Consider the following 23,021-nt stretch of genomic DNA (forward strand, 5'->3'; position numbering starts at 1 on the left):
GCTTTATATTATGAAAAAAATATTTCCACTTCTTATACTTGCTGGGCTAGCATTTACGCAGGTTTCTTGCGAAAAAGATTTCCTAGATAAAAAACCGTTAGACTCCTACTCCGACGCGGATGTATGGCAAGATTTGAATCTTGTCGAAGCTTATGTTAATAGTCGCTATACCTTATTACCATTTCTAGAGGCACAGGGCGTACAAAAAGCATACTTTATGTCGGGAGCATCGGATGAAGGTAATTCAAAACATTCCTATGGCAATGAACGTGCACTGGAGCTCGGACAAATGGATCCTGATAACCCAGTGTACAGTTTTTGGCAACAAAACTATCAGGAAATTAGAAATCTGAATATTTTTTTAAGCCGTATCGCGGCTGTTCCTGCAGAAGGATCAGCTGCTGAGGCACAGAAAAACCGCTTAATAGGAGAGGTACATTTCTTACGCGCATATGCTTATTTTGACTTAGCAAGACATTATGGCGGCGTACCCCTTATCGAAAAAGTATATGGCCTCAATGAAGAGTCTTTTGAGGTCAAAAGAAATACGTTTGATGAATGCGTCACCTTTATCTTGACCGATATTGAAAAAGCAATTGCCTTACTTCCGGCAACCTATAAGGAGGAAACCAAAAGTATTGGCAGGGCCACTTCAACTGCGGCCTATGCATTGAAAGCTAGAACACTCTTATATGCAGCAAGCCCATTACACAATACCAGTAATGACAAAGGAAAATGGACTACGGCTTCAATAGCGACAAAAGAAGCAATCGATTTTGCCGAAAACAATGGATTTGCATTATATCAGAACAGCGACTACAAAAAGGTTTTTACAGACAAAAGAAATAGCGAAGTGCTATTTGATTACAACTTTAGCAATGTCCCAGGTGCAGGTTTAGATATTGTCTGCCAACCCAACAGCTATGGCGGATGGAGTGTTTATACCCCATCTCAAACCATGGTAAATGCATTTGAATTAACAAACGGGAAATTACCTGAAGATCCGACTTCTGGATACGACAGTCAGAATCCTTATGTAAACCGTGACCCTAGATTCTATGCCAACATCCTTTATAATGGCGCTTCTTTTCGAGGGACCGCCGTTGAAATATTTGCTGGAGGAAAAGACAGCCAACAAGGCGATCAAGGTTGGAATGCTACGGAAACTGGATACCACTGGCGAAAGTATATGAGTGAAACGATCCGATTTGGATCTGAGGGCAGTAATCAAAACTGGATTATCTTTAGATTAGCTGAACTATACCTTAATTATGCGGAAACATTACAAGAATTAGGACAAGATGATTTGGCAAGACAATACATCAATAAAATAAGAAATCGTCAAAGCGTCAAAATGCCCAATCTCACAGAATCTGGAGAAGCCTTAAAAAAACGTATACGAGGTGAAAGACAGGTAGAACTTTGTTTTGAAAGCCATCGAATATATGATGTACGAAGATGGAAGATCGCCATGGAAACTGAAAATAAACCGTTGATGGGTGTGAACGTGGTTAAAAATAATGACGGTAGTTTTACCTACACGCCAAAACTAGTCCGCAACAGAGTGTTTAAAGAAGCTTATTATTTATTCCCAATCTCTAGAGCTGAGACTAATAGAAATCCATTATTAATACAAAACCAAGGATATAATTAATCTTTATTGGATGATAATCAAATAAAAAAAGCCGTGATCTCAATTGATCACGGCTTTTTTACTGCATCATTTTTAGCTATTACTGCCAAATCTTAACATGTTCAAATAAACCATATCCTTCTTGATTGTTGGTTGCAATCTGATATAGTCCTACGCGTAGTTTTTGTCCTTTCCAATCTGAACGCAGAAATGGGGTATTGGGAAGATCAATCCAGGTAATACCATCCTGAGAACTGCGAAGAAAGAAATAATCATCTATTTTTTGTATTTGGATATAAGGAAAAAATTGTAACCCTGTCCCATTATTTCCTTCTTGATGAGTTTGATAGCCTATACTTCGCGCTAAATTACCCAAATTCCAGCCCGTTAATACCGTATTATTGATATAAGAATTAAATTGTTCGCCTGCCTGTATCATGATACCAGCTTCACTGGAAGTGCGGCTTTTTTCGGCTAGTCCAGCGACATCTTTTACATGAACTTGAATGGTGAAATCTCCTTCCAATTCTCTATATACAAATGGAGGTAATAGTTTTGCATCGCCCCATTTAGTATGCTTAGAGCCTAACGTCCATTGTCCGTCAACTCCACTGATGCGAACTTGTGTACTATCTGGATAAGTACCGACTTGACAACCATCCCAATAGGGAATTTCTTTTTGTCCCAAATCAAATGTTTGGGTAACAGATGGAGCAATCAACAGCGGTTTGGACTTCGGGATATCAACCACTAATGCTTTACTCACATTTCCGAACTCATCTTTTGCAAAAATTGAAATAGTCTTGCCCACATGTGCGCGATCGAATAAATGATAAGGTTCTTGAATCCAACCCGTATCGTATTGACCTGTAGAAAATAGATACAACAAGTCAGACCGATCTCCACGGATCTGTACAAATATATTGTTATCATTGATCCAATACGGATTAACCGCAGTAACCGGTACATAATTATTCAGATCAGCGGCACTTTTAGCTTTCCATGTCTGATAGTTTTCGTGCATCTGATCTAACGAAAATTTTTCAGGATAAGCATTGAAAAAATGAACAGCATGTTTCAATTCAAATTGATCATTTTTTATGCGCAACAGTCTATTCATCTGTTTCACCTGATCTTGTTTTCCATTTTTATAAAATAACGTTTTTCCCTGATCGCATATTGCCAAACCGTGATTCCAAGCTTGACCATCAAACCAGTCAAAAGCTAAGGTATAGGATGGTTGAACAATAATACTAGACAATGCAGAATCTTTCAATTCACCCATTTTAAGGGCAGTACGATTGCCTTGTAAGAGCACTTCTCCATAAACTACAATGTCATGATGTTGACTGGATCCCTGATTTCTTACTTTGTTGATTTTACCGATAGCAAGATCATCTGTCTGTATTGCGAAAAACATATTTTCAGCATGATAAAAAGTCTCCTTTTCCTTTATTAATGTAGCAGAGAGATCCACATTAGCTACCTTAAAATCTGCCAGATAACCTGAAAAATGCTGATCCAAAAGATCCGATGCGCCTACCACAAAATAATCTGCAGGATTAACAAATAACATTCTGTTTTCTTCTCGTTGCAACTGTCCGTCCACATAAATACGTTCCATATAACCATCAAATGAAATTATGATATGGTGCCAATGATCTGCTAGCGGTAGCGTCTTAAAACCCATATCAGGCCAGGCACCATGGATAACAGCTCCGCGCTGCGCATCTGTTCCATAACCGAATATTGCTTTGCTAATATCTTGATTGCCTTTAGACCACGCTACGACGTTTTCAAATCGATCTATGTTAGGATTGTTTATCCACATAGATACGGTGTAAGGACTATTACCGGCTAGCGATTGAGGAACTGTAAATGTCGAACGAAGTGAAGCTGAACCATTTAAGAAAAAGGCTTTCTTCCCTTGGTAATTCTTGACATAAACGGGTTTTTCACTATCTAAACTTCCTTTTAACAAGCCCTTGTTTTGGATCGTTGTGATGCGCTCACCTTCACGATAATCCAACGCATCTAAATGGATTAAAGAACCAAAAGTCTTCTCATTAGGAGCCATATTTTGCGGGGCTGACCATACCGTTTCTTCCATGAGAGGCTTATCATAAACTTTAATATTCCATACTCCACGAGGCAAACCCGCTAATTGTGTATTCAATATATGGAGACGGACATATCGTGCCGCTACATTTCCATGCGACAATACTGGACTTGCCCAACGGTTATTGTTAGACTGATCATCATACGGTGTCCAATTTTTAGCATCTGTTGAAGTTTCTATCCGGTATTGGTAAGCATAAGTAGGATATTCAAATTGAATGGCAACAGTCTGTACATCTGTTATTTTTTCCAGGTCGATCATGAGCCAGGCGGGTTGATGATTGTCTTTTGCTCTCCATAAAGTTCCGTTATTGTCATCAACCAAAAAGGACGCCCTAAAATCTTCATTATAAAAAGAAGAGACCACCACAGGCTTTCCAAACGCTCGATCCTCCGGATAAGATTTTTGTTTGATGAGATCAGCAATTCCTTCATGCGTAGGAACGACTTTTTGTATATCCCCCTCAGGTGTAAAAAAAAGCTCATCTACTGCAATTTGCCTATGAAAACCACCACCTGAATGCGGATTGTTATGCCTGTGATACACGATGTAATATCGACCTCCTTCTTCCAGCACACTATGGTGCCCAGGACCATGTATTGTACCATCATCATTTGTTACCAATATGGGATTATCGGCCGGATATTCAAATGGTCCCATCGGTCCTACCGTACTTTTTACATATTGGACGCGGTAAGTATGATCTTCGCAATGACCAGATGAATACATCATATAATATATACCATTGCGTTCAAACATAAATGGAGCTTCAAAAAAATCTTTTGCCACTGTGTTGGGGATCAACTCAATTTTTTCAAAGCTCTTCATGTCTTGCCCCATTAATCCTACAGCGCAGCCATGGTCTGGATAAATACCCCAAGTACCCCAATACATATAAATTTTTCCGTCCCGATCCGTAAATGTTTGACCATCCAAGGTAATCACTCCAGGAATCATATAATTGGGTATAATAGATTTACCGTTATCAACCAAAGATGTCCAAGGCCCAACAGGTGTATCTGATACCGCACCGAATATCTCAACAGGCTGACTATAATACAGATAATACCTTCCGTCATATCCTTTTGTCATATCGGGAGCCCAATACCAATGCGTATTAGGCCAGTTCATGGGTTGTATAGTCCAATTCTTAAAATCTGTGGAGGTCCATGCCTGCGATGGACCAGCCCCCCACCCATTCCCATCAGTTGTAGCGTAAATATAGTAGGTGTCGCCTATTTTTTTGATTGTAGGATCAGCAAAATACCCTGGCAATAATGGGTTCATAGCATGAGGTGCTTCATACTTTTTTAATGACTGAGCAGATCCAGCTCCCATGATAAGGGAGAAAAAAGCTGAAAACAAAATTTTTTTCATAGTCTGTATGTATAATAAAGGGGTACATCGTCAAGCAAAGTACCCCTCAGATTTTTTAGCATAATTTGCACTTATTTCAACGTAACATCCAAATAAACAGAGTGTCGTCCGTAGGTATCATAGAATGGTTTAAAATCAACTCCATCAATCTTGAACGCTAAACGCTGCGGATCTCCCGTTATTGATTTACTGATATCCTTTGCATCCAAAGACACTTTACGCCAATCTTTTCTCGCTTCCGGTTCTTGAGCCGCCAACAAGATAGGTCCATAAAATAAACTGGCAATATTCTGTTGATCCATGACCGGATCTAAATAAAATTGGAAAGGCATTTTCAGCGTAATGCGATCACCATTCTTCCAATGGCGACTCAATTTCAAGTAAGAACTTGGCTTTGCCTGTACTTTTTGATCTTTACCGTTAATAGTCACATAAAATCCTTTGGTTGCCCAGCTCGGCACACGGATATGAAGATCAAATTTACCATTTCCATTTATGGTCAGCTCGGTCTCGTCTTGTTTTGGAAAGCTGGTCTTCTGTTCCACAGTCACCTTACGTTCAGTCCAGTCCAAAGTAGAAGGAATAAATAGATTGACATATAAAGCTTGATCATCCTTGCTTTTAAAATAAATACTATTCTGCAATTTGGTACTACTTTCTATTGCGGTACCATTACAACACGTAAAGCCTGTCATATTGGGGTTTCCAAATTGCTTTATTGCTCCTGGTCTCAGTGGCACATGGTACGTATTCGCTGGAGTATTTTCAGCAACAGAAGCTAAAATATGGTTATACAATCCACGTTCATAGTAATCCATATATTCAGCACGTTGATCAAAAAGAAACAGGTTGCTCGTTAATTTAAGCATATTATAAGTCGCACAAGTTTCATTCTGTCCACCTTCAGAAAAACCATTTTCATATAACGTCGCCGGTTCTGCTGTAAAAACTTCAGCATTAGCCGGATTGCGTGCACCCGCAACCCCACCTATGCTGTACATGTAGTCATTGACAGCTTTATACCAGAAATTGTCTGCTACGCGGTAGTATTCAGGTAGGTTTGAAACTTGGTATAGCTCGATACTCCCCACAATTTGTGGAATATGTTGATTGGCATGCAACCCCCGAAAAGTATCGACATTCTTCGCCAATCCATGTGCATGCTGCGCATTGCCAAAGAACATATCGATATTGTCAAACAATTGAGCAGTTTTCAAATAGTGTTCCTTATTGGTGATGCGGTAGAGATGCGCCATTGTCTCATTCATTCCTCCAAATTCACCTGCAATGTAAGTATTCCATACCTTTATCAGGGTCTCCTTAGGCAATTGACTAAGACGCGCATGCACCCAGTCTGCCATTCCTGTTGCCACTTGAAGCGCCTTTTCATTGCCGCTTACCTCATAAATATCAATTAAGCCGGCCAAAATTTTATGTAAGGTATAATAGGGAGCCCAAACTTGCGTTTTCTGTCCCCCATATTTCGCACCCTTTTCCAACATAATAAATTGATCGGGTGGATAGGCGCTAATATAACCTACACCCCAATTCCAATAATCCGTACGGATACCTTCTTGACTCAGATCAGAGTCATAGGTTGATTTGCCTGGACCGTAAGGTACAGCAGTCGGATCAGCTATAGCCACGGCATCTGCTTGTTGTGGTTTGCCCGACAATTGTGCCAGTTCGTATAGGTTATTGACCATATACGTCATTTTCTCTGCAAAGTTAGCGTGCAAAGTTTTATCATATCCAGTACTCGCATAGGCCTGTGCAATCGCAGTCAAATAATGACCCGTAGCATGGCCTCTGAGTTTGGTATCCTGACTATCCCAGACCCCTAAAGGTTTAGCACCTTCAGGCTGTCGTTTCCCAAATGCATCACGAAACATATAGAGAAAAGAGTTGGGATCAGTCGTCGCTAATGTGTTGATAAATTTATCCCGATTTTCAATGAATTTCGTTTCTTGATTTTGCGCATCAGCTTGCAAGGAAACCTGATTAAGATCAAAAACTTCCAGCTTTAAGCTTGGTGCAGCATTGGTCTTGCTTGACTTTACAGTCACGATTGCTTTAGGTTGTAAATCTGTTCCCGGAACTCGTCCTGTAATGGTATAACGTCCAGCTTCCAAGACGGTACTGTTATCATTTGGCGAAGGCCACAATACCCGTACTTTAGGACCAACCATCTCCTCTTTATATGTTCCCTGTATATAACTTGGTAAACGTGGTAAATCTCCTAATGCGGTTTCCACCTGTATATCTGGCACAGCAACTAAGTAAGCATTATAGAGTTGTGCTTGGGTCAATGGAAACTCCGGTAGGTTATCCTCCACTTTCGTCACATTTACGTCGCGATTACTTACTCCACGTTGTGAATTGGTATAAATTCCAGTAAGCTGATTTTTACTCAGCGGAACACGATAGATCCGAAAATCATGCAACATGCCATCCAATGACGGAGATCCTGTCAAAAATGATTTTCCGATATACAATTTGTTCTTATCTCCAGAAGATCCAAAAACTTCGGTCAACTCACGCGGTATCTGCTTAGATTCCCCAACAAGCACAGCATCCACATAAGTCTTCATCGTTTTAGCCGGAATATCCACCACGATCGTCAGGTAAACCCACTTGTTCAATACTAATGCTGGAGAAACCGCTCCTTTTTGATTATTTTTCCCTGCTGTTATTAAACTTTGGAAACCATCTTGAATGGTCGTGCCAAAAGGAGCTGCAAAGAAATGTTTATGCACATCCTTTCCAAAGTCAAAAAAGACTTGATTTTTTTTATCCGAACGCAAATAAACCCAACCTGAGATACTTAACGACTCCATATCGGTCAATGCATCAGCAGGGATCTGTATAAAATCATTACTTTCTCCCGTCAACGACAATACTTTTCCAAACCGCTTATCGTTGATAAATGCAGCATTCCGTCCAGCTGTGGCATGCAGATTATTTCGAGACCAATCTTTCAAATCTCCATTAAATACATATCGTGCGATCATTCCAGTTTCGCCGATTCCATCCAATATCTGATCCCCATTTTGAGCCTGCACTGGGCTGAACCCTTTCGTTAGGATCGTAGCAACGAGGATAACACGTAAAAAAAAAGTGTAACTTTTCATGTCTAAATCATTCCTTTATGAGCTCGCAAGCTCGGTTTAAAGTTATAAAGGCGATGAAGCCTTCAAATTATTTCCTGAGCTCACAAGCTCAATTTTCATTCTGTCTATGTTCAACAACATGCAAGCAACCGTTAAATCTATCTATAATCACAAAAATTAATTTTTCGATCTTATCTATGTGCATGCCTGTCTATGCCAATCGTTTTACGATCGGCATAATGATAAGATACTCCTGTTTTGGTTTAAAACAATTATCAGTCAGCGCACTTTCGCTAATAAGCCGTCCATGCTGGAGGTTCTACTCCAAGCAAGTGTTTCACGAAATAATCGCGACGTTTCTTTTCTCCAAAATCACCACCAGAAGCATGCCCCATTCCCGGAACCATAATGAAGTCGTGGTCTTTACCATGTTTAATCAACTGATTAACGAACTGATAAGTCGATGCAGGATCCACATTATCGTCTAACTCACCCACGATCAATAGCAACTTTCCTTCTAATTTATATGCATTTTCGATATTAGAGCAAGCTGCATATTCAGGTCCGATCGGCCAGCCCATCCATTGTTCATTCCACCATATTTTATCCATACGATTATCATGGCATCCACAAGATGAAACCCCTACCTTATAAAATTCAGGATGAAACAAGAGTGCTCCAGCAGAAGACTGACCTCCAGCAGAAGTACCATAAATACCGACTTTTTCAATATTCATATAGGGATATTTAAGCGCGGCAGCCTTCATCCAGGCAATACGATCAGGAAAACCAGCATCTTTTAAATTTTTCCATGCCACATCTTGAAATGCCTTCGAACGATTGGATGTTCCCATTCCGTCAATCTGCACGACTATAAAGCCCAGTTCAGCAAGTTCAGCTAGTCCTGCCGGATTAGCAGAAAATGATTTAGGGACAAAAGCGCTATGTGGACCAGCGTAGATATACTCGATGACAGGATATTTTTTGTTCGGATCAAAATTTCGTGGACGGACTATAATCCCCCAGATCTCTGTTTTACCATCTCTAGCCAGAGACTTAAACACTTCAGGTTTGCGCCATCCCGTAGCCTCCAGATCCGAAATATCTGCATGTTCCAAATCCATCACAGTCTGTCCATCTGCCACACGTCTTAGTACGGCCTGCGGAGCTTGGTCAACCCGAGAGTAGAGATCCACAAATAAGGTTTGATCGTTATTGAAGGTTGCCTGATGATTGGCTGCTTCAGGAGTAAGTTCCTTCAAACCCTTACCATCAAAACCAATTGCGTAATAACGGATTAAGTAAGGATCCAAATCTTTATTCATGCCACTCGCCTCAAAAATAATTTTTTTGTTATCCTCATCGACATTAACAACTTTACGCACGACCCAATTTCCTTTTGTAATCTGATGTTTCAATGCGCCCGTTTTAGCATCGAACAGATACAGATGATTCCACCCATCGCGTTCAGAAGCCCAAATGATGTCATCTGTTTTTTTAAGATCATTCCGATATTTCTTTCCACTATAATCAATAAATGTTGCGCTGCGCTCCGAAATAATGACTTTTGTTTTTCCGTCCACAGCATTCAATTCCAGCACGTCATACCGTTGATGACCACGTTGGTTATATTCAAATGTGATTCCAGTATTATCCGCCTTCCATACCAGTGCAGACAATGAAAATTGATTGGCGATCTGGGCAGGATCTACAGTTATCACCCGACCATCCATCACATCAATAATAGTTGGATAATATTGTGACAAAGCATCTCCAGGTTTATTATAATCTCTGGTTTGTAATTTAGGTTGTAATTGATCCACTGGAGAAGACTCCAATAAAGTCAACTGTCTAATTTCAGCCTTTCGTACTTTTGAAGCAGCCAATTTCTTTGAATCATTGGACCATTGGATACGGGCACTATAATACTCACCGGGGCTTCCATCAAAGGTCAACTGTCGCTCACTTTTTGAATCCCCTTTTTTGCTGATGTATACATTACTATTTTTAATATAAGCAGTATAGGCCTTATCGGGTGAGTCTACAGATTCCCCCTTACTATCATCCCATCGTGCTCCCCAATATCCGTCCGATCTACGGTCAGCACCTGTTGCAGGGACATCTCGCAACTTGCTCAGTTTATTTTCCTGGGCATTCCACTTCCAGACCACTTTTTCTTCTGTAAACTCCACTTCGTTGGCCGTCAGCACTTTCAGATCTCGTCCCCACAATACACCTAATTTCACTTCTTTATCCAACTGATCGGATAGCTGCTTTTCAATCGCAGCAACATCGGTATCTATTTTTTTCTTGTTCAGCGCATCGACCAGATATAAGCTCCTCTTTCCGTCTTTCTGGGTCACCCGATAAGAAAAACTATCTCCTTTTTCAGACCAAATAATCTGCTGTGGAACCTGATACACCTTGCCAAATGAACTCCTGATCTCTTTGGCACGTTTATAATCGTCCAATGTGCCCTGTGCCATTGTCGTAAGTTGCAATAGCACCACTAAAACAGCGGTTAATGTTAACTTCATATGTGTTATTTTTTTATATCTTATAGATGATGCCTTTATCCATAAACAGGCATGATGAAATAAATAGATTACGTCTTCGCTTCCTTTTGTTTCACAACATAGTATAATGGGATACCCAAAAGCGTGATGATAATACCTGGCCAAGTAAATTGCGGTTTATAGATCACCAACAAAATAATAAACGAGATCCCCATCAAAATATAGATGGCCGGTATAAAAGGATATCCAAAGGCTTTATAAGGTCTCGGTACATCGGGGCGCTTATATCTTAGCCAAAAGATGCCGATGATGCACAAAACATAAAACATAACAACCACACAGGTAATCATATCCAACAAATCGCCATACTTACCTGTTAAACACCATATAGAAGCAATCACCGCCTGCAACCACAAAGCGTAAGCCGGTACTGCATTCTTATTTAGGGTTCCTGTTTTCTTAAAAAACAAACCATCCTTAGCCATGGAATAATAGATCCTTGCACCAGCCAAGATCAGTCCATTGTTACATCCAAAAGTGCTGACCATAATCATAATCGCCAAGATGGCTATACCAACAGGACCAAAAATTTCTTGCGCCACAAGCATGGCCACACGATCTTTAGGCGCACTGGCCATCTCCTCGATCGTCAATACACCCGTATACATCAAATTTGTCAAAATATAGATCACGGTCACAATGAGAGTCCCCAGTGCTAAACTCAGCCCAATGTTGCGTTGCGGATTCTTGATCTCGCCTGCTACAGCAGAAGATGAATGCCAGGAATCGCTGCTGAACAACGCCCCTACCAAAGCAGCAGATATGGCACCAAATGCACCAAAAGTGGCATAATCTGCCGTCGATCCATCCACATTTAATCGCTGTAGATTCCACATATTCTCCGAAGACCAGTTTTGATTCCACACCTCCAGATCGAAAGCCGCAAAACCAAAAATAACCAATAAAACCAAGCTTAATATTTTGATCAAGGTAAGTATGGTCTGTACCATTTTGCCATTCTTTACACCCCCTGTATTAATAAAGGTCAGCAGCAAAATAACAGCGATAGCCAGCACTTGAGCAGATGAAATATGATAGTTCCCCATCACCAGCAAATAAACATCTTCATCTAGTACCGGAAACAAATAAGCTGTAAACTTGGAGAAAGCAACCCCCACAGCTGCAATCGTAGCCGTCTGAATAACGGCAAAAAAAGTCCAACCGAACGTAAAACTAACCACCGGCCCATAAGCTTCTTTGAGATAAACATACTGACCACCAGCTTTCGGAAACATGGCACTGAGCTCGCCATAACTCAAAGCTGCGGCTAAAGTCATAAATCCGCAGATCAGCCACACCACCATCAGCCAGCCAGCAGACCCCGTATTTCGGGCGATATCTGACGATACAATAAAGATACCCGAACCAATCATACTTCCGGCAACGAGCATCGTTGCATCCAATAAACCTAAGGACTTTTTGAAATCTTGACTATTTTCTTGACTGCTCATAGATTGAGGATTGAATTGCGCTTATTTAAAATTATAAAATTTCCATTTTGCTTGATGGTTAGGTTCAAGCTTTTGATTTGTCAATATCGCCCTGACCATCTCCATAGGTAAGTAATTCTCCTTAATGACCCGGTCATGAAATTCGGTATAGGACATTTTCCCCGATCCGACCAATTCATCACTGATACTCAGTAACTGCAAACCACCGATCAAATAAGCCAATTGATATAAAGGATCGTAGGAACCTTCAAATGATCGCTTCACTTCACCATGCGCATTTGCAGGTTCATGACCGACCTGATTAACTAAATAATCAACACATTGCTGTGGCGTCCACTCACCTAAGTGAAATTTAATACTGAAGGTAATCCGTGCGCAACGGTGCATCCGCCAAAATAACATCCCGATACGTTCTTCCGGTGTTTTTGCAAAACCCATTCTATAGAGCAGTAATTCCCAATATAACGTCCAGCCTTCTGTCCAGAATGGTGTATTGAAATTCTGCTCACGATACGGTTTATACCTTTTATTCATAAAATACTGTAGATGATGCCCCGGATTGAGTTCGTGCTGCACCGTACCCAAAGAAAAATGTGGATTGTTACCACGCATGCTCATCATTTTCTGATCATAAGTCATGGTATTGGTCGGATAGGAAATACTGATCTCACGCCCTCCCGTAAAAAAAGGATTCACCAACTGCCGTTCAGGAGTCATCATAATCATTCCCCAGGTCTCATCCGCCAATTCAGGAATTGCAATTAGCTCGTGCTCCTTGATAAATGCTTGGGCCCGATCATACAATTCATTGATCAGACCAGGTTGTTGCCCTTCTGGCACATAGGTGTTTTTAACCTTTTCCTGCGCGGCCTTCCAGTCGTCTCCAAATCCCATCTCACGAGAAGCTTTTAATAACTCTGCCACGCACCATTCCCATTCCTGATCAGCGATACGCAACAACTCATCCGCATTATATGCAATCATTTCTTCACGTAACTTTTTGTTGAGTGCAGATTTTCCGATCGGTTGCCCACCAATATTACTGCCATCATTAAAGACTTTCCAATTGCTCTTTCCCTGCAAAGCTGTTTTATATTGAATCAGTTTTTCATTTAAACTTTCATAAGATTTAGGGACCCACCAAGTAAACATCGGGTCATATCCATTATAGAAATCGAACGCACTCTCCAAACGGACTCGCAATGACTCCACCATATTGACCAAAAAATTGACATCAGCAGATTCAATCGCGGCCGCATTTTCTAGCTTTTGAATCGATTCAGAAACCTGATCAGTAGTTTTTTCTAACACTATGGCAACATCCTTGCCGACCACAGCGGCACCGCGACGACGTTTCTGTTCAAACTGAAGAATATTTTCGGCAAAGGGTAAGTAGGCCTTCAGTCGATTGTAAGAAGCTAATGTTTCTTTGAGTTCTTCCTTGTGTCGTTGCACTTTTTGGTTCAGCAAAATATAATCGACTTGACCATTTGTATTCAATTTCTTATAATCAAATCCTTTTAATTTAGCTAAATAGTCATCATCGATCTTGACCAGTCTATTGATCTGCTCGGGTGAGGCTGCCGACTGCTGAAATCCCCAATTTTTAGGCATTGGGCCATAAAAATAATTGACAGCCTGCAGATCATGGCGGTATTGTATGATATAAGGCTCAATAGGTGTTGTGTGTTGATACAAATCCATATCTTGGGCATCTGTTAGCGAAGAAGCCATACAAAGCACTCCAATGACTATAAATTTCTTTACGTTAGGGTTATTGTTGTTTTTCTTCATCATTTAGGTTTATTTTTGTCTATTGAAACCGATCTGGACTAAAGCCCTTGATATCCGTTTCTGTAGGTTTATCGGATAGTAGGGCTGTGATCGCTTTTCCGTAAGCAGGTCCCAAACTCAAACCCATCATACCACCCGCACCCGCAATGCTGACATTGCTGTATTTAGAAGTCCTGCCCAAATATGGAAGCCCATCTGGCGAACATGGTCTGTAGCCAAACCAGATATCCTGCGGATAATCGACCTTTAGATCAGGGAAATATTTAGGGATAGATTCGACGATACCTTTTACGCGATTACTGTATATCTTATCATTTGCCGGACCTAATTCCATGGTTCCACTAAAACGAATCTGATTATTCATAGGCGTCACCGCTACACGAGCTTCTAACAGCAAAGCCGCATGTACCATCTGGTTATTGTCGGTTGTATTATGCATAAAAGAATACCCCTTTCCAGGCATTAAAGGTAACTTCAAATGTAACTTCGAAGCTAATGCAGGTAGCGACGCTCCCCCAGTCACGACAATTTCATCGGCATGAAATGCTCCTTTTGAAGTAAGGATTTCAGACACCTTTTTACCTGAAAACTTGAATCCTGTTACATCTGTTTGATAGTGAACCTGGACACCATGAGCGAACAAGTAATCTGTCAATGTTTTCATCAATTTGGGAGGATACAAGATACCATCACATTTGTATAAAATACCTCCGATCGTATCCATTCGGAGATTAGGCTCTAAAGCCTGTATACCCGCTTGATCAAAAACTTCCACATCCAATCCCAAGTTTTGGGCTTTTTCTGCCAATTCAATTTCTTCATGCGCAACATGGCTAGATTTGTAGAGCATCATAATACCGTTCTGTCTTAGCTCAAAATCAAAACCCTCCTGTTGAGCCAATTCATCATATGATCGGCTACTCGCAAGGTTCAAATCACGTATAGCTGCTGCATTTCGGTTTACATGTTTTTCATTGGCATGCTTCAAAAATTTCAAACCCCAATCGATCAATGAAAAATTCAATGAAGGTCTGACGTAAAATGGACTTTTACTATTCAGCATCCATTTTACACCTTGTGCCACGATGCCTGGTGCTGCCAATGGTGTAAAATGACTAGGCACGATCATTCCTGCATTGCCATAGGAACAATTGTCTTGCCCATTCCCTTTCTCTAAAATTTGAACTTCCCAACCATCCTGTAAGAGGTAATAGGCAGTAGACAATCCTGCTATACCCGCCCCTATGATAGCAACTTTTCCTTTATTATGTGTTGACACTTTTTTTGATATTTTAATAGTAATTACATAACCTGAAATCCTTCTTTATAGGGGTCTTCATCATCAATAATGATTTGACTATACCCCGTAATTCTTGCCCAGCCTTCTACAGAGGGAATGATGGCAGTCTGCCCCGATATAGTTGTTTCTTCTTCGATACGACCGACAAATTGCGAACCGATATAACTCTCATGAACAAACTCTTCTCCTTTTTTCAACTTCCCTTTAGCATACCATTGTGCCATGCGAGCAGAAGTTCCCGTACCACAGGGAGATCTATCCAATGCATTCTCACCTACCAACACAGCATTTCTTCCTGTAGAATTTTCTTTGGTTGGTTTCCCAGTCCATTGGATATGGCTCAGACCATAAATATTTTCATTTTCAGGATGAACAAAATCTGTCTGCTCATTAAGTAAATGGCGAATAATTTTCCCATAATGAATGAGCTGACTCGCTGAAAAATCGCTTATATCTCTAAAATTTTTCTGCGGATCAACAATGGCGTAAAAATTCCCACCATAGGCTACATCAACAATAATTTCACCCAAATCTGGGCATATCACGTTAAGTCCTTCTTTATAGAGAAAAGACTTAACATTGGTCAGCTTAACCGTTTTTACCTTTGGTCCTTCTTGTACATAATCGATCAGGATTAAACCTGCTGGTGTCTCTAGACGCAGCTTACCCGGTACTTTAGGGATGACCAATCCCTCTTCAATCGCAATAGTCACAGTACCAATAGTACCATGTCCACACATCGGAAGACAGCCGCTTGTTTCAATATAAAGTACACCGGTATCATTATTTGGATCTGTTGGCGGATACAGAATACTTCCGCTCATCATATCATGACCACGGGGTTCAAACATCAATCCTTTACGAATCCAGTCATATTCTTCCATAAAATGTAGCCGACGTTCCATCATCGAATTTCCATGCAACACCGGCCCTCCTCCTGCTACCAACCTAACTGGACAACCACAGGTGTGGGAGTCAATACAAAAAAACGTTTTCTTCATCAATTGCTATACAAAAATGTCCTAAATACTTGTTGTTGTAACCACAGCACCATCTACGATCCGCGCAATACCTAATGGATTTTCATTTTTCAACTCTTCTGGCAAGAATTCATCTGGCCAGTTCTGAAAAGATAAAGGGCGTACAAAACGCTTCACCGCATCCGGTCCTACAGAGGTAAATCTTGGGTCGGTACAGGAAGGAAAAGGACCTCCATGCTGCATCGCATAGACCACTTCTACTCCAGTTGGCATTCCGTTAAATAAGATACGCCCTGCTTTATCTTTCACCACATTAAAAACATCTAGATGTTCTTGCACATCCTCCTTAGTCCCTGCAATTGTAATCGTCAATTGTCCCTTGAGCTGCTGCGCTATAGCCAGTACTTCATCATCATTTTCGGCTTCTACCAATACAGCAAAAGGACCAAATACTTCTTCACTTAATACCTGATTTTTTAAGAAATTGCTTGCTGAAGTTCTAATGATCCTGGGACGACCTTGACCTCGAGTGGATTCAACACTCGATTCGGCGATTACAGCTACCGCATGTTGGCTGCTTAATGTTATTTTATTTTTTTCAAAATGTTCATAAATACCCTCATTGAGCATTGTGCCCGGAGCAATAGTAGCTATTGCCGATGCCAACGCTTTTTTAAACCGTTCTAGAGCATCACCTTTTACAGCTATAAATACCCCAGGATTGGTACAGAACTGGCCCACACCCAAAGTCAGCGAAGCGGCATATTCTTTCGCGAGATCTTCCGCTCTATCCGTTAGGAGATGGGTAAAGGCAAATACCGGATTGATACTTCCCATCTCGGCAAATACCGGTATCGGTTCTTCCCTTTGGTTAGCGATATCAAATAGGGCTTTCCCACCCCAATACGACCCCGTAAAGCCAACCGCTTTCACAAGAGGATGAGCCGTCAGATAGGCACCTATCTTGGTATCTGTACCTTCAATATGGGCACCAAGAATATGGCTAAACACTCCTTCCGGCCACCCAAATTCTTTAATAACAGTCGCTATCGCATCGGCCATAATGGTCGATGTTTGAGAATGTCCCGAATGGCCTTTCACAATCACTGGACAGCCTGCGCCAATAGCACTCGCCGTATCACCTCCTGCCGTAGAAAAAGCAAATGGAAAATTACTGGCCCCGAATACAACAACTGGTCCTATGCCCAAATTGAATTTCCGGATATCACTTTTACCTGTTTCAGTATTTGCTAAATCGATGCGGGCTTCTGTATAAATACCCATTGCCACCGCATTGGCATAACTGCGCCATTGCCCTACTGTTCGTGCCTTTTCGCCTGTAAGACGAGGCAAAGGCAATGCTGTTTCTGCATGAGCAGTCTCCAAAAGTTCCGGGCCTAACCCTTCAATTTCAGTTGCAACAGCATGCATAAATGCGGCACGCTGCGCAATCGTCGTAGATTTCAAAAATTGAAATGCTTCTGCCGCTATGCGAATACGCTCATCCAAATAAACTTGTGATTGATTCATTATTTATTTCAATTTTTATATATAAAAAACGCACCGTAGGCGAATAGTATTCACCAATCGCCCACAGTACCTTAATGCTATTTAACCTGCAGATCCTAATTTAACTGAGGGCGATTAGCAATACCATCAGCAATAACTTTATTAATTCTTTCCGCTTCTTCACCCACCAACGGAAGTCTAGGTGCACGAAGATGTGGCGTACTTATTCCTTCGGCTGTTGCGGCAAGCTTAATATATTGAATAAGCTTAGGGTGGATATCCAGCTCCAATAGAGGCATAAACCAACGATAGATTTCTAATGCCTTATCGTATTCACCATTTACAGCATAATTATACATCGCAACAGTTTCATTCGGAAAAGCATCAACTAAACCAAAAACCCATCCATCAGCACCCACTACTATTGATTCCAAAGAGATTGTATCTACACCACCTAATACCTTAAAGCGTTCACCAAATTTATTTTTCATCCGGGTTATATTTGTCAAATCTCGGGTGGATTCTTTTACCGCAACGATCGTTGGACAATCTTTCAATTCATCAAACATAGCAGTTGATACAAACACCGAATAATCAACCGGGTTATTATAAATTAATATTGGCAAATCTGTTGCATTCGCTACTGCTTTAAAATATGCGACCACTTCACGGTCATCAGCCCTATAGCGCATCGGAGGCAATAACATTAAACCGTCTGCGCCTAATTCTTTTGCTTTAACAGCAAAATTAACAGCATGTTTAGTTGTATTTTCTGCAATGTTTAATATAATCGGTACCCGGCCGGCGATAACCTGAATTGCGTAAGTCAATAATTCAAATTTTTCATCCGTATCCAGAACTGCTGCATCACCCAATGATCCTGCAATGATAATACCATGCACCCCTGCTTTAATCTGTGCTTCGGTATTCTTAGCAAACATATCAAAGTCAATTTCACCATTCTCTTTAAAGGGGGTCAATACTGCTGGGTATACACCCTTCCAATTTAATTCAGCCATAGTTGGTTTTTACTTTATTAGTTTAATATTTTCTTTTATCAAAGAAACCAACTATAATAGAAGTAAACTAACCGCCTTTTAATAATTACTTATTGGATATTGACATTTACAATCTATTCGTAAAGTAAATTTTTATAATTAGCAACATACATCTTGGGTGAGATTCCTAGAATACTTCTAAAAACGCGATTAAAATTTGTAATACTATTAAATCCCGAATCATAAGCAACAATCGAAATGCAGTCATAGTCCTTTCCTCCCAATAACCGACAAGCTTCTCTCACTCGTAATTCATTCAAATACGAAACAAAAGTTTTACCAGTGCTTTTCTTAAAATAGCGACAAAAGGCCTGTGGTGTAAGATTAGCCTTTTCCGCCATCTCATTTAAACCAATATTCTCCTTATAATTATTTTCAAGAAAATTACATAAGGTGGTAATCCTAAAAGATCCAACTTCCCCAAAGCCATGAGATATCATTCCAGAAAGGGGTTTAAGCTTAAATGACAGTTTATTCAAAGACTTCAACAAATAAAAAAAACTTACAAGCTGTCCCAAACTATCCGAATTCTTAAGTGCTTCTATTCTCCGGCTCACTTGTGGTAAGTATAATTCAGGAACTTTAAAACCACGACCGTTTTTGTCAATAAAATCAAGTAGCATACTTAATTCTGGAACATTCAAAATCTTTGACAAAGCACCTTTTAAACTAAAGAAAATAGAAATGGACTGAACACAACCGTACATTAAATCATTTTTAAAAACGTGAGCTTGGTTAGATCCTAAAAGAAAAATATCATTCTTTTCAAAATAATGTACATTATCATCTACTAATAATTGTCCAGCTCCCTCTTTGATCCAGATTAACTGATATTCCTCATGACAATGCATATGAGGATAAAACTTATCCAAAAAATCTTCTTGAATAAAAACGGTTCTATCTTTTGGAACGGGAACCCGATATTGAACGGGTTTCATAAATTGAATTGGTTTCATAAATAGATTGGTTTATAATAAATGTCATTTATACATTAAATTTATAACTTAGTTGTTTACAAAACAAATATTTTGTTGCTTTATATCAATAACATGTTACACATTGTTAAAATCTGGTAATAAAAAAAGAACTTAATAAGTCAAATTTGTAACAGTTCACCTTATATCCTATTAAAGATTAATTAATCTCTAAACTTTGCAAAATGAATTTAAAGAAAAGTTGTTATCTCCTATTTACAATATTTTACATCCAATATAGCCTTCCAGCATTAAGTCAACAGGATGAACATCCCGTATGGAAGGCAACAAAAAGTCAACCTGCTACTTTAGGCATAGACCAAGGAGCCAAAAGTTTTAATCTAAATCAGTTGAAAATTAAAGTGCTTAATACGTCACAAACTTTATCGGCTTTTCAACAGACCAATGGCGATCTTGCTTTTGATTATACGCCTATTGAAATGCTCCATAAACGTGACCGTAATAACTTTTTCCATATCGGCGATATCAACATCAGTCTTAAACGACAAGGAGAGACACAGTGGTCAAGTTATTCTTCGGCCAAAGACCGCAAGAAAGTAATCGAAATAACGCCTTCAAAAACAATTCTAGCTGCTGCTGACATTACCTCAACATTAGGAGACATTCCATTAAAAATTGTGCGAAGCTGGGAAAATGTAAACGGCGATCTGATCTTAAAGTTTCAAATCACTAATCCTACCGATCAAGCTATTGAAATCGGAGCTTTGGGCATACCGCTACCCTTCAATAACAATATGGATTGGAAAAATCTGAATCAGGCGCATGCACAAAATGTGTTTTTCGACCCCTACATTGGAAAAGATGCAGGTTATATGCAAGTGAACCATTTACATGGAAATGGCCCTAGCCTATTGGTTCTACCATATGCCAATGCAGGATTTGAGGCATACAACCCCTTAAACACTGATCCTACACCAAAAAGTATTACTTTCGAAGGTTTCCATGAATGGATGATCCATAGCAAAGCACTAGCTGAAACAGAATGGAAAGGAGTAGAACAATGGAATACACCAACTTCGACCCTATTAAAACCAAATGAGTCTAAAACATTTGCACTCAAGTTTGTCCTGGCACCAAGTATTAAAGAAATTGAAAATACGCTCCTAAAAAATAATAGACCCGTGGCAATTGGAGCTCCTGGATATGTCGTTCCATTAGATAATCCTGTCAAGTTGTTTATCAAACATAACAAGGCCATTAAAAACATTTCTGTCTATCCAGAGGGTTCTTTAAGTATTATTAAGCAAAAAGATACACCACAAAAATGGCATCAATATGAGGTCAAAGGTCAACAATGGGGTCGTGCACGATTGACTATTACCTACCAGGATGGTATCGAACAAACCATCCAATATAAAGTGATTAAGTCAGAAAAAGATGTGGTGAATGATCTTGGAAATTTCTTAACGACCACACAGTGGTATGAAAATGATAAAGACCTTTTTGGAAGATCTCCATCTGTTATCAGCTACGATTATGAAGATAAGAAATTAGTCACCCAAGAACAGCGCGCTTGGTATGCCGGCTTAAGTGATGAAGCCGGAGCAGCTAGTTGGCTAGCCGCAATCATGAAACAGGTCTTACAGCCTAATACCACAGAGATCGCAAAGTTAAAACGCTTTGTCAATGAAACCATGTATGGTCGAATCCAACATAAGGACGGTGATCAAAAATATGGTGTCGTCAAAAGTTTATTTTATTACGAACCTGATTCAATGCCAGCAGGCACTTACCAAACAGATATTAATTGGAAGACTTGGTCGGCATGGCCTAAAAAAGAAGCTGATAATATTGGGCGTTCTTACAATTACCCCCATGTTGCTGCTGCACATTGGGTCATGTACAGATTAGCCCGAGATTATCGTAATCTCGTACAGGAAGAGAGCTGGGATATCTATCTAGATCGAGCTTTTCAAACCAGCATGGCGATGATTGAAAAAGCACCTTATTATGCGCAGTTCGGCCAGATGGAAGGCAGTATATTTCTGCTTATCCTCCATGATTTACGTCGCGAGGGATTAACAGATGCGGCCAATAAATTGGAAGCTGTGATGCGTAAAAGAGCCGAACATTGGAAAACCCTTGATTATCCATTTGGAAGTGAGATGCCTTGGGACTCTACAGGACAAGAAGAAGTATATTTATGGTCTCGATACTTTGGTTTTGACGATAAAACTCAAGTTACCTTAAATGCCATTCTCGCGTATATGCCTACAGTACCACATTGGGGATACAATGGTAGTGCCCGTCGTTATTGGGATTTTGTATATGGGGGAAAACTATCCCGGATCGAGCGTCAACTTCATCATTATGGTTCCGCTTTAAATGCTATCCCTGTATTAACAGAATACCGAGATCACCCTGATGATTTCTACCTGCTTCGTGTAGGCCATGCAGGTATGATGGGGGCATTAGCCAATGTAACTGCAGATGGTTTTGGTCCTGCAGCATTCCATTCTTACCCCTCTACCTTAGCTAACGATGGTATATCGGGCGATTACGGTACTGGGTTTTATGGCTATGCCGTAAATTCAGGCACCTACATCATAGAACATCCAGAATTTGGCTGGCTGGCATTTAGTGGTAATCTGAAAGCCGATAAAAATAACATCGAAGTAGCAATAAAAACAGCTTCCAAAGGTCGTGTTTTTCTAGCCAAAGAAAATTTATGGTTAACATCCGATGCCGGAGAAATTGAAACCTTCACCTACAATCAAAAAGATAAAACTGTATTGTTAAACTTTAATACAAGTCAATCCGCGATAGTACCAAATATTTTGCTTAATATCAATCCGGAAAGTGGCTATGAAATTGAAGGGTTTAACAAGGATAAATACAACCGTTACGAAATACCCGCAAATACGAATACCGTGAAACTTGTGAAAACAAAGTAACATCAGGTCATTTATATTCTTGCAGAAAAGCCCTGTTTAATATTAAACAGGGCTTTTTAGTGTTTCAAATTTTTCCCTGAGTCTTTCTACAGACTCATCTTTATTATTTTCACATCGAATAAAGCATTCTCCCTATGAAGAAGAGTTTCACAAAAACCTACCTATTTCCGTCCGAATATCATTGCTTTATCGATCAAAACTACCCACCTGTATCTTCATTTTAAA

The 23,021-nt window shown here is 40.1% G+C and carries 12 protein-coding genes; 2 read left to right on the forward strand and 10 right to left on the reverse strand.

Annotated features, from left to right (window positions below; translation table 11 throughout):
* Window positions 1-10: 10 nt before the first annotated feature.
* Complete coding sequence (locus tag HCX49_RS16945; protein ID WP_132769621.1) at window positions 11-1,654, forward strand: RagB/SusD family nutrient uptake outer membrane protein; 1,644 nt, start codon at window positions 11-13, stop codon at window positions 1,652-1,654.
* Window positions 1,655-1,733: 79 nt separating this feature from the next.
* On the opposite strand, the gene HCX49_RS16950 is transcribed toward HCX49_RS16945, so the two are convergent.
* The 10 genes from HCX49_RS16950 to HCX49_RS16995 form a co-directional block, all read right to left on the reverse strand.
* On the reverse strand, window positions 1,734-5,129 hold the full coding sequence (locus HCX49_RS16950; RefSeq protein ID WP_168127712.1) for a family 43 glycosylhydrolase: 3,396 nt from the start codon (window positions 5,127-5,129) through the stop codon (window positions 1,734-1,736).
* A gap of 71 nt (window positions 5,130-5,200) precedes the next feature.
* Window positions 5,201-8,260, reverse strand: a complete 3,060-nt coding sequence (locus HCX49_RS16955; protein WP_168127713.1) for a beta-L-arabinofuranosidase domain-containing protein — start codon at window positions 8,258-8,260, stop codon at window positions 5,201-5,203.
* Between the two features lie 272 nt (window positions 8,261-8,532).
* The gene (locus HCX49_RS16960; protein WP_168127714.1) at window positions 8,533-10,776 is read right to left on the reverse strand and encodes a S9 family peptidase; all 2,244 of its coding nucleotides are present in this window, start codon (window positions 10,774-10,776) and stop codon (window positions 8,533-8,535) included.
* 68 nt (window positions 10,777-10,844) lie between these two features.
* Window positions 10,845-12,266 carry an APC family permease gene (locus HCX49_RS16965; protein WP_132769629.1) on the reverse strand — a complete coding sequence of 474 codons (1,422 nt, stop codon included), beginning with the start codon at window positions 12,264-12,266 and terminating at the stop codon, window positions 10,845-10,847.
* A gap of 21 nt (window positions 12,267-12,287) precedes the next feature.
* Window positions 12,288-14,063 (reverse strand): DUF885 family protein, encoded by a 1,776-nt coding sequence (locus tag HCX49_RS16970; RefSeq protein ID WP_206368564.1) that lies wholly within the window; start codon window positions 14,061-14,063, stop codon window positions 12,288-12,290.
* Window positions 14,064-14,079: 16 nt separating this feature from the next.
* The gene (locus HCX49_RS16975; protein WP_132769631.1) at window positions 14,080-15,339 is read right to left on the reverse strand and encodes an NAD(P)/FAD-dependent oxidoreductase; all 1,260 of its coding nucleotides are present in this window, start codon (window positions 15,337-15,339) and stop codon (window positions 14,080-14,082) included.
* A 23-nt stretch (window positions 15,340-15,362) separates the two neighbouring features.
* On the reverse strand, window positions 15,363-16,361 hold the full coding sequence (locus HCX49_RS16980; protein WP_132769633.1) for a 4-hydroxyproline epimerase: 999 nt from the start codon (window positions 16,359-16,361) through the stop codon (window positions 15,363-15,365).
* Window positions 16,362-16,382: 21 nt separating this feature from the next.
* Window positions 16,383-17,870, reverse strand: coding sequence for an aldehyde dehydrogenase (NADP(+)) (locus tag HCX49_RS16985; RefSeq protein WP_168127715.1), 1,488 nt, complete (start codon window positions 17,868-17,870; stop codon window positions 16,383-16,385).
* A 95-nt stretch (window positions 17,871-17,965) separates the two neighbouring features.
* The gene (locus HCX49_RS16990) at window positions 17,966-18,868 is read right to left on the reverse strand and encodes a dihydrodipicolinate synthase family protein (RefSeq protein ID WP_168127716.1); all 903 of its coding nucleotides are present in this window, start codon (window positions 18,866-18,868) and stop codon (window positions 17,966-17,968) included.
* 113 nt (window positions 18,869-18,981) lie between these two features.
* Window positions 18,982-19,863 carry an AraC family transcriptional regulator gene (locus tag HCX49_RS16995; protein ID WP_237682833.1) on the reverse strand — a complete coding sequence of 294 codons (882 nt, stop codon included), beginning with the start codon at window positions 19,861-19,863 and terminating at the stop codon, window positions 18,982-18,984.
* 203 nt (window positions 19,864-20,066) lie between these two features.
* Here HCX49_RS16995 and HCX49_RS17000 point away from each other — a divergent pair, with 203 nt between their 5' ends.
* On the forward strand, window positions 20,067-22,796 hold the full coding sequence (locus tag HCX49_RS17000; RefSeq protein WP_132769639.1) for a DUF5695 domain-containing protein: 2,730 nt from the start codon (window positions 20,067-20,069) through the stop codon (window positions 22,794-22,796).
* Window positions 22,797-23,021 lie beyond the last annotated feature (225 nt).

Source organism: Sphingobacterium sp. B16(2022), from assembly GCF_012030425.1.
GTDB lineage: Bacteria > Bacteroidota > Bacteroidia > Sphingobacteriales > Sphingobacteriaceae > Sphingobacterium > Sphingobacterium anhuiense.

What these genes read in the sequence shown, in the direction of transcription:
- HCX49_RS16960 (WP_168127714.1), bottom strand. Translation starts at nt 10,776, where the DNA reads ATGAAGTTAACATTAACCGCTGTTTTAGTGGTGCTATTGCAACTTACG.
- HCX49_RS16965 (WP_132769629.1), bottom strand. Translation starts at nt 12,266, where the DNA reads ATGAGCAGTCAAGAAAATAGTCAAGATTTCAAAAAGTCCTTAGGTTTA.
- HCX49_RS17000 (WP_132769639.1), top strand. Translation starts at nt 20,067, where the DNA reads ATGAATTTAAAGAAAAGTTGTTATCTCCTATTTACAATATTTTACATC.
- HCX49_RS16970 (WP_206368564.1), bottom strand. Translation starts at nt 14,063, where the DNA reads ATGATGAAGAAAAACAACAATAACCCTAACGTAAAGAAATTTATAGTC.
- HCX49_RS16985 (WP_168127715.1), bottom strand. Translation starts at nt 17,870, where the DNA reads ATGAATCAATCACAAGTTTATTTGGATGAGCGTATTCGCATAGCGGCA.
- HCX49_RS16945 (WP_132769621.1), top strand. Translation starts at nt 11, where the DNA reads ATGAAAAAAATATTTCCACTTCTTATACTTGCTGGGCTAGCATTTACG.
- HCX49_RS16990 (WP_168127716.1), bottom strand. Translation starts at nt 18,868, where the DNA reads ATGGCTGAATTAAATTGGAAGGGTGTATACCCAGCAGTATTGACCCCC.
- HCX49_RS16980 (WP_132769633.1), bottom strand. Translation starts at nt 16,361, where the DNA reads ATGAAGAAAACGTTTTTTTGTATTGACTCCCACACCTGTGGTTGTCCA.
- HCX49_RS16995 (WP_237682833.1), bottom strand. Translation starts at nt 19,863, where the DNA reads ATGAAACCAATTCAATTTATGAAACCCGTTCAATATCGGGTTCCCGTT.
- HCX49_RS16950 (WP_168127712.1), bottom strand. Translation starts at nt 5,129, where the DNA reads ATGAAAAAAATTTTGTTTTCAGCTTTTTTCTCCCTTATCATGGGAGCT.
- HCX49_RS16955 (WP_168127713.1), bottom strand. Translation starts at nt 8,260, where the DNA reads ATGAAAAGTTACACTTTTTTTTTACGTGTTATCCTCGTTGCTACGATC.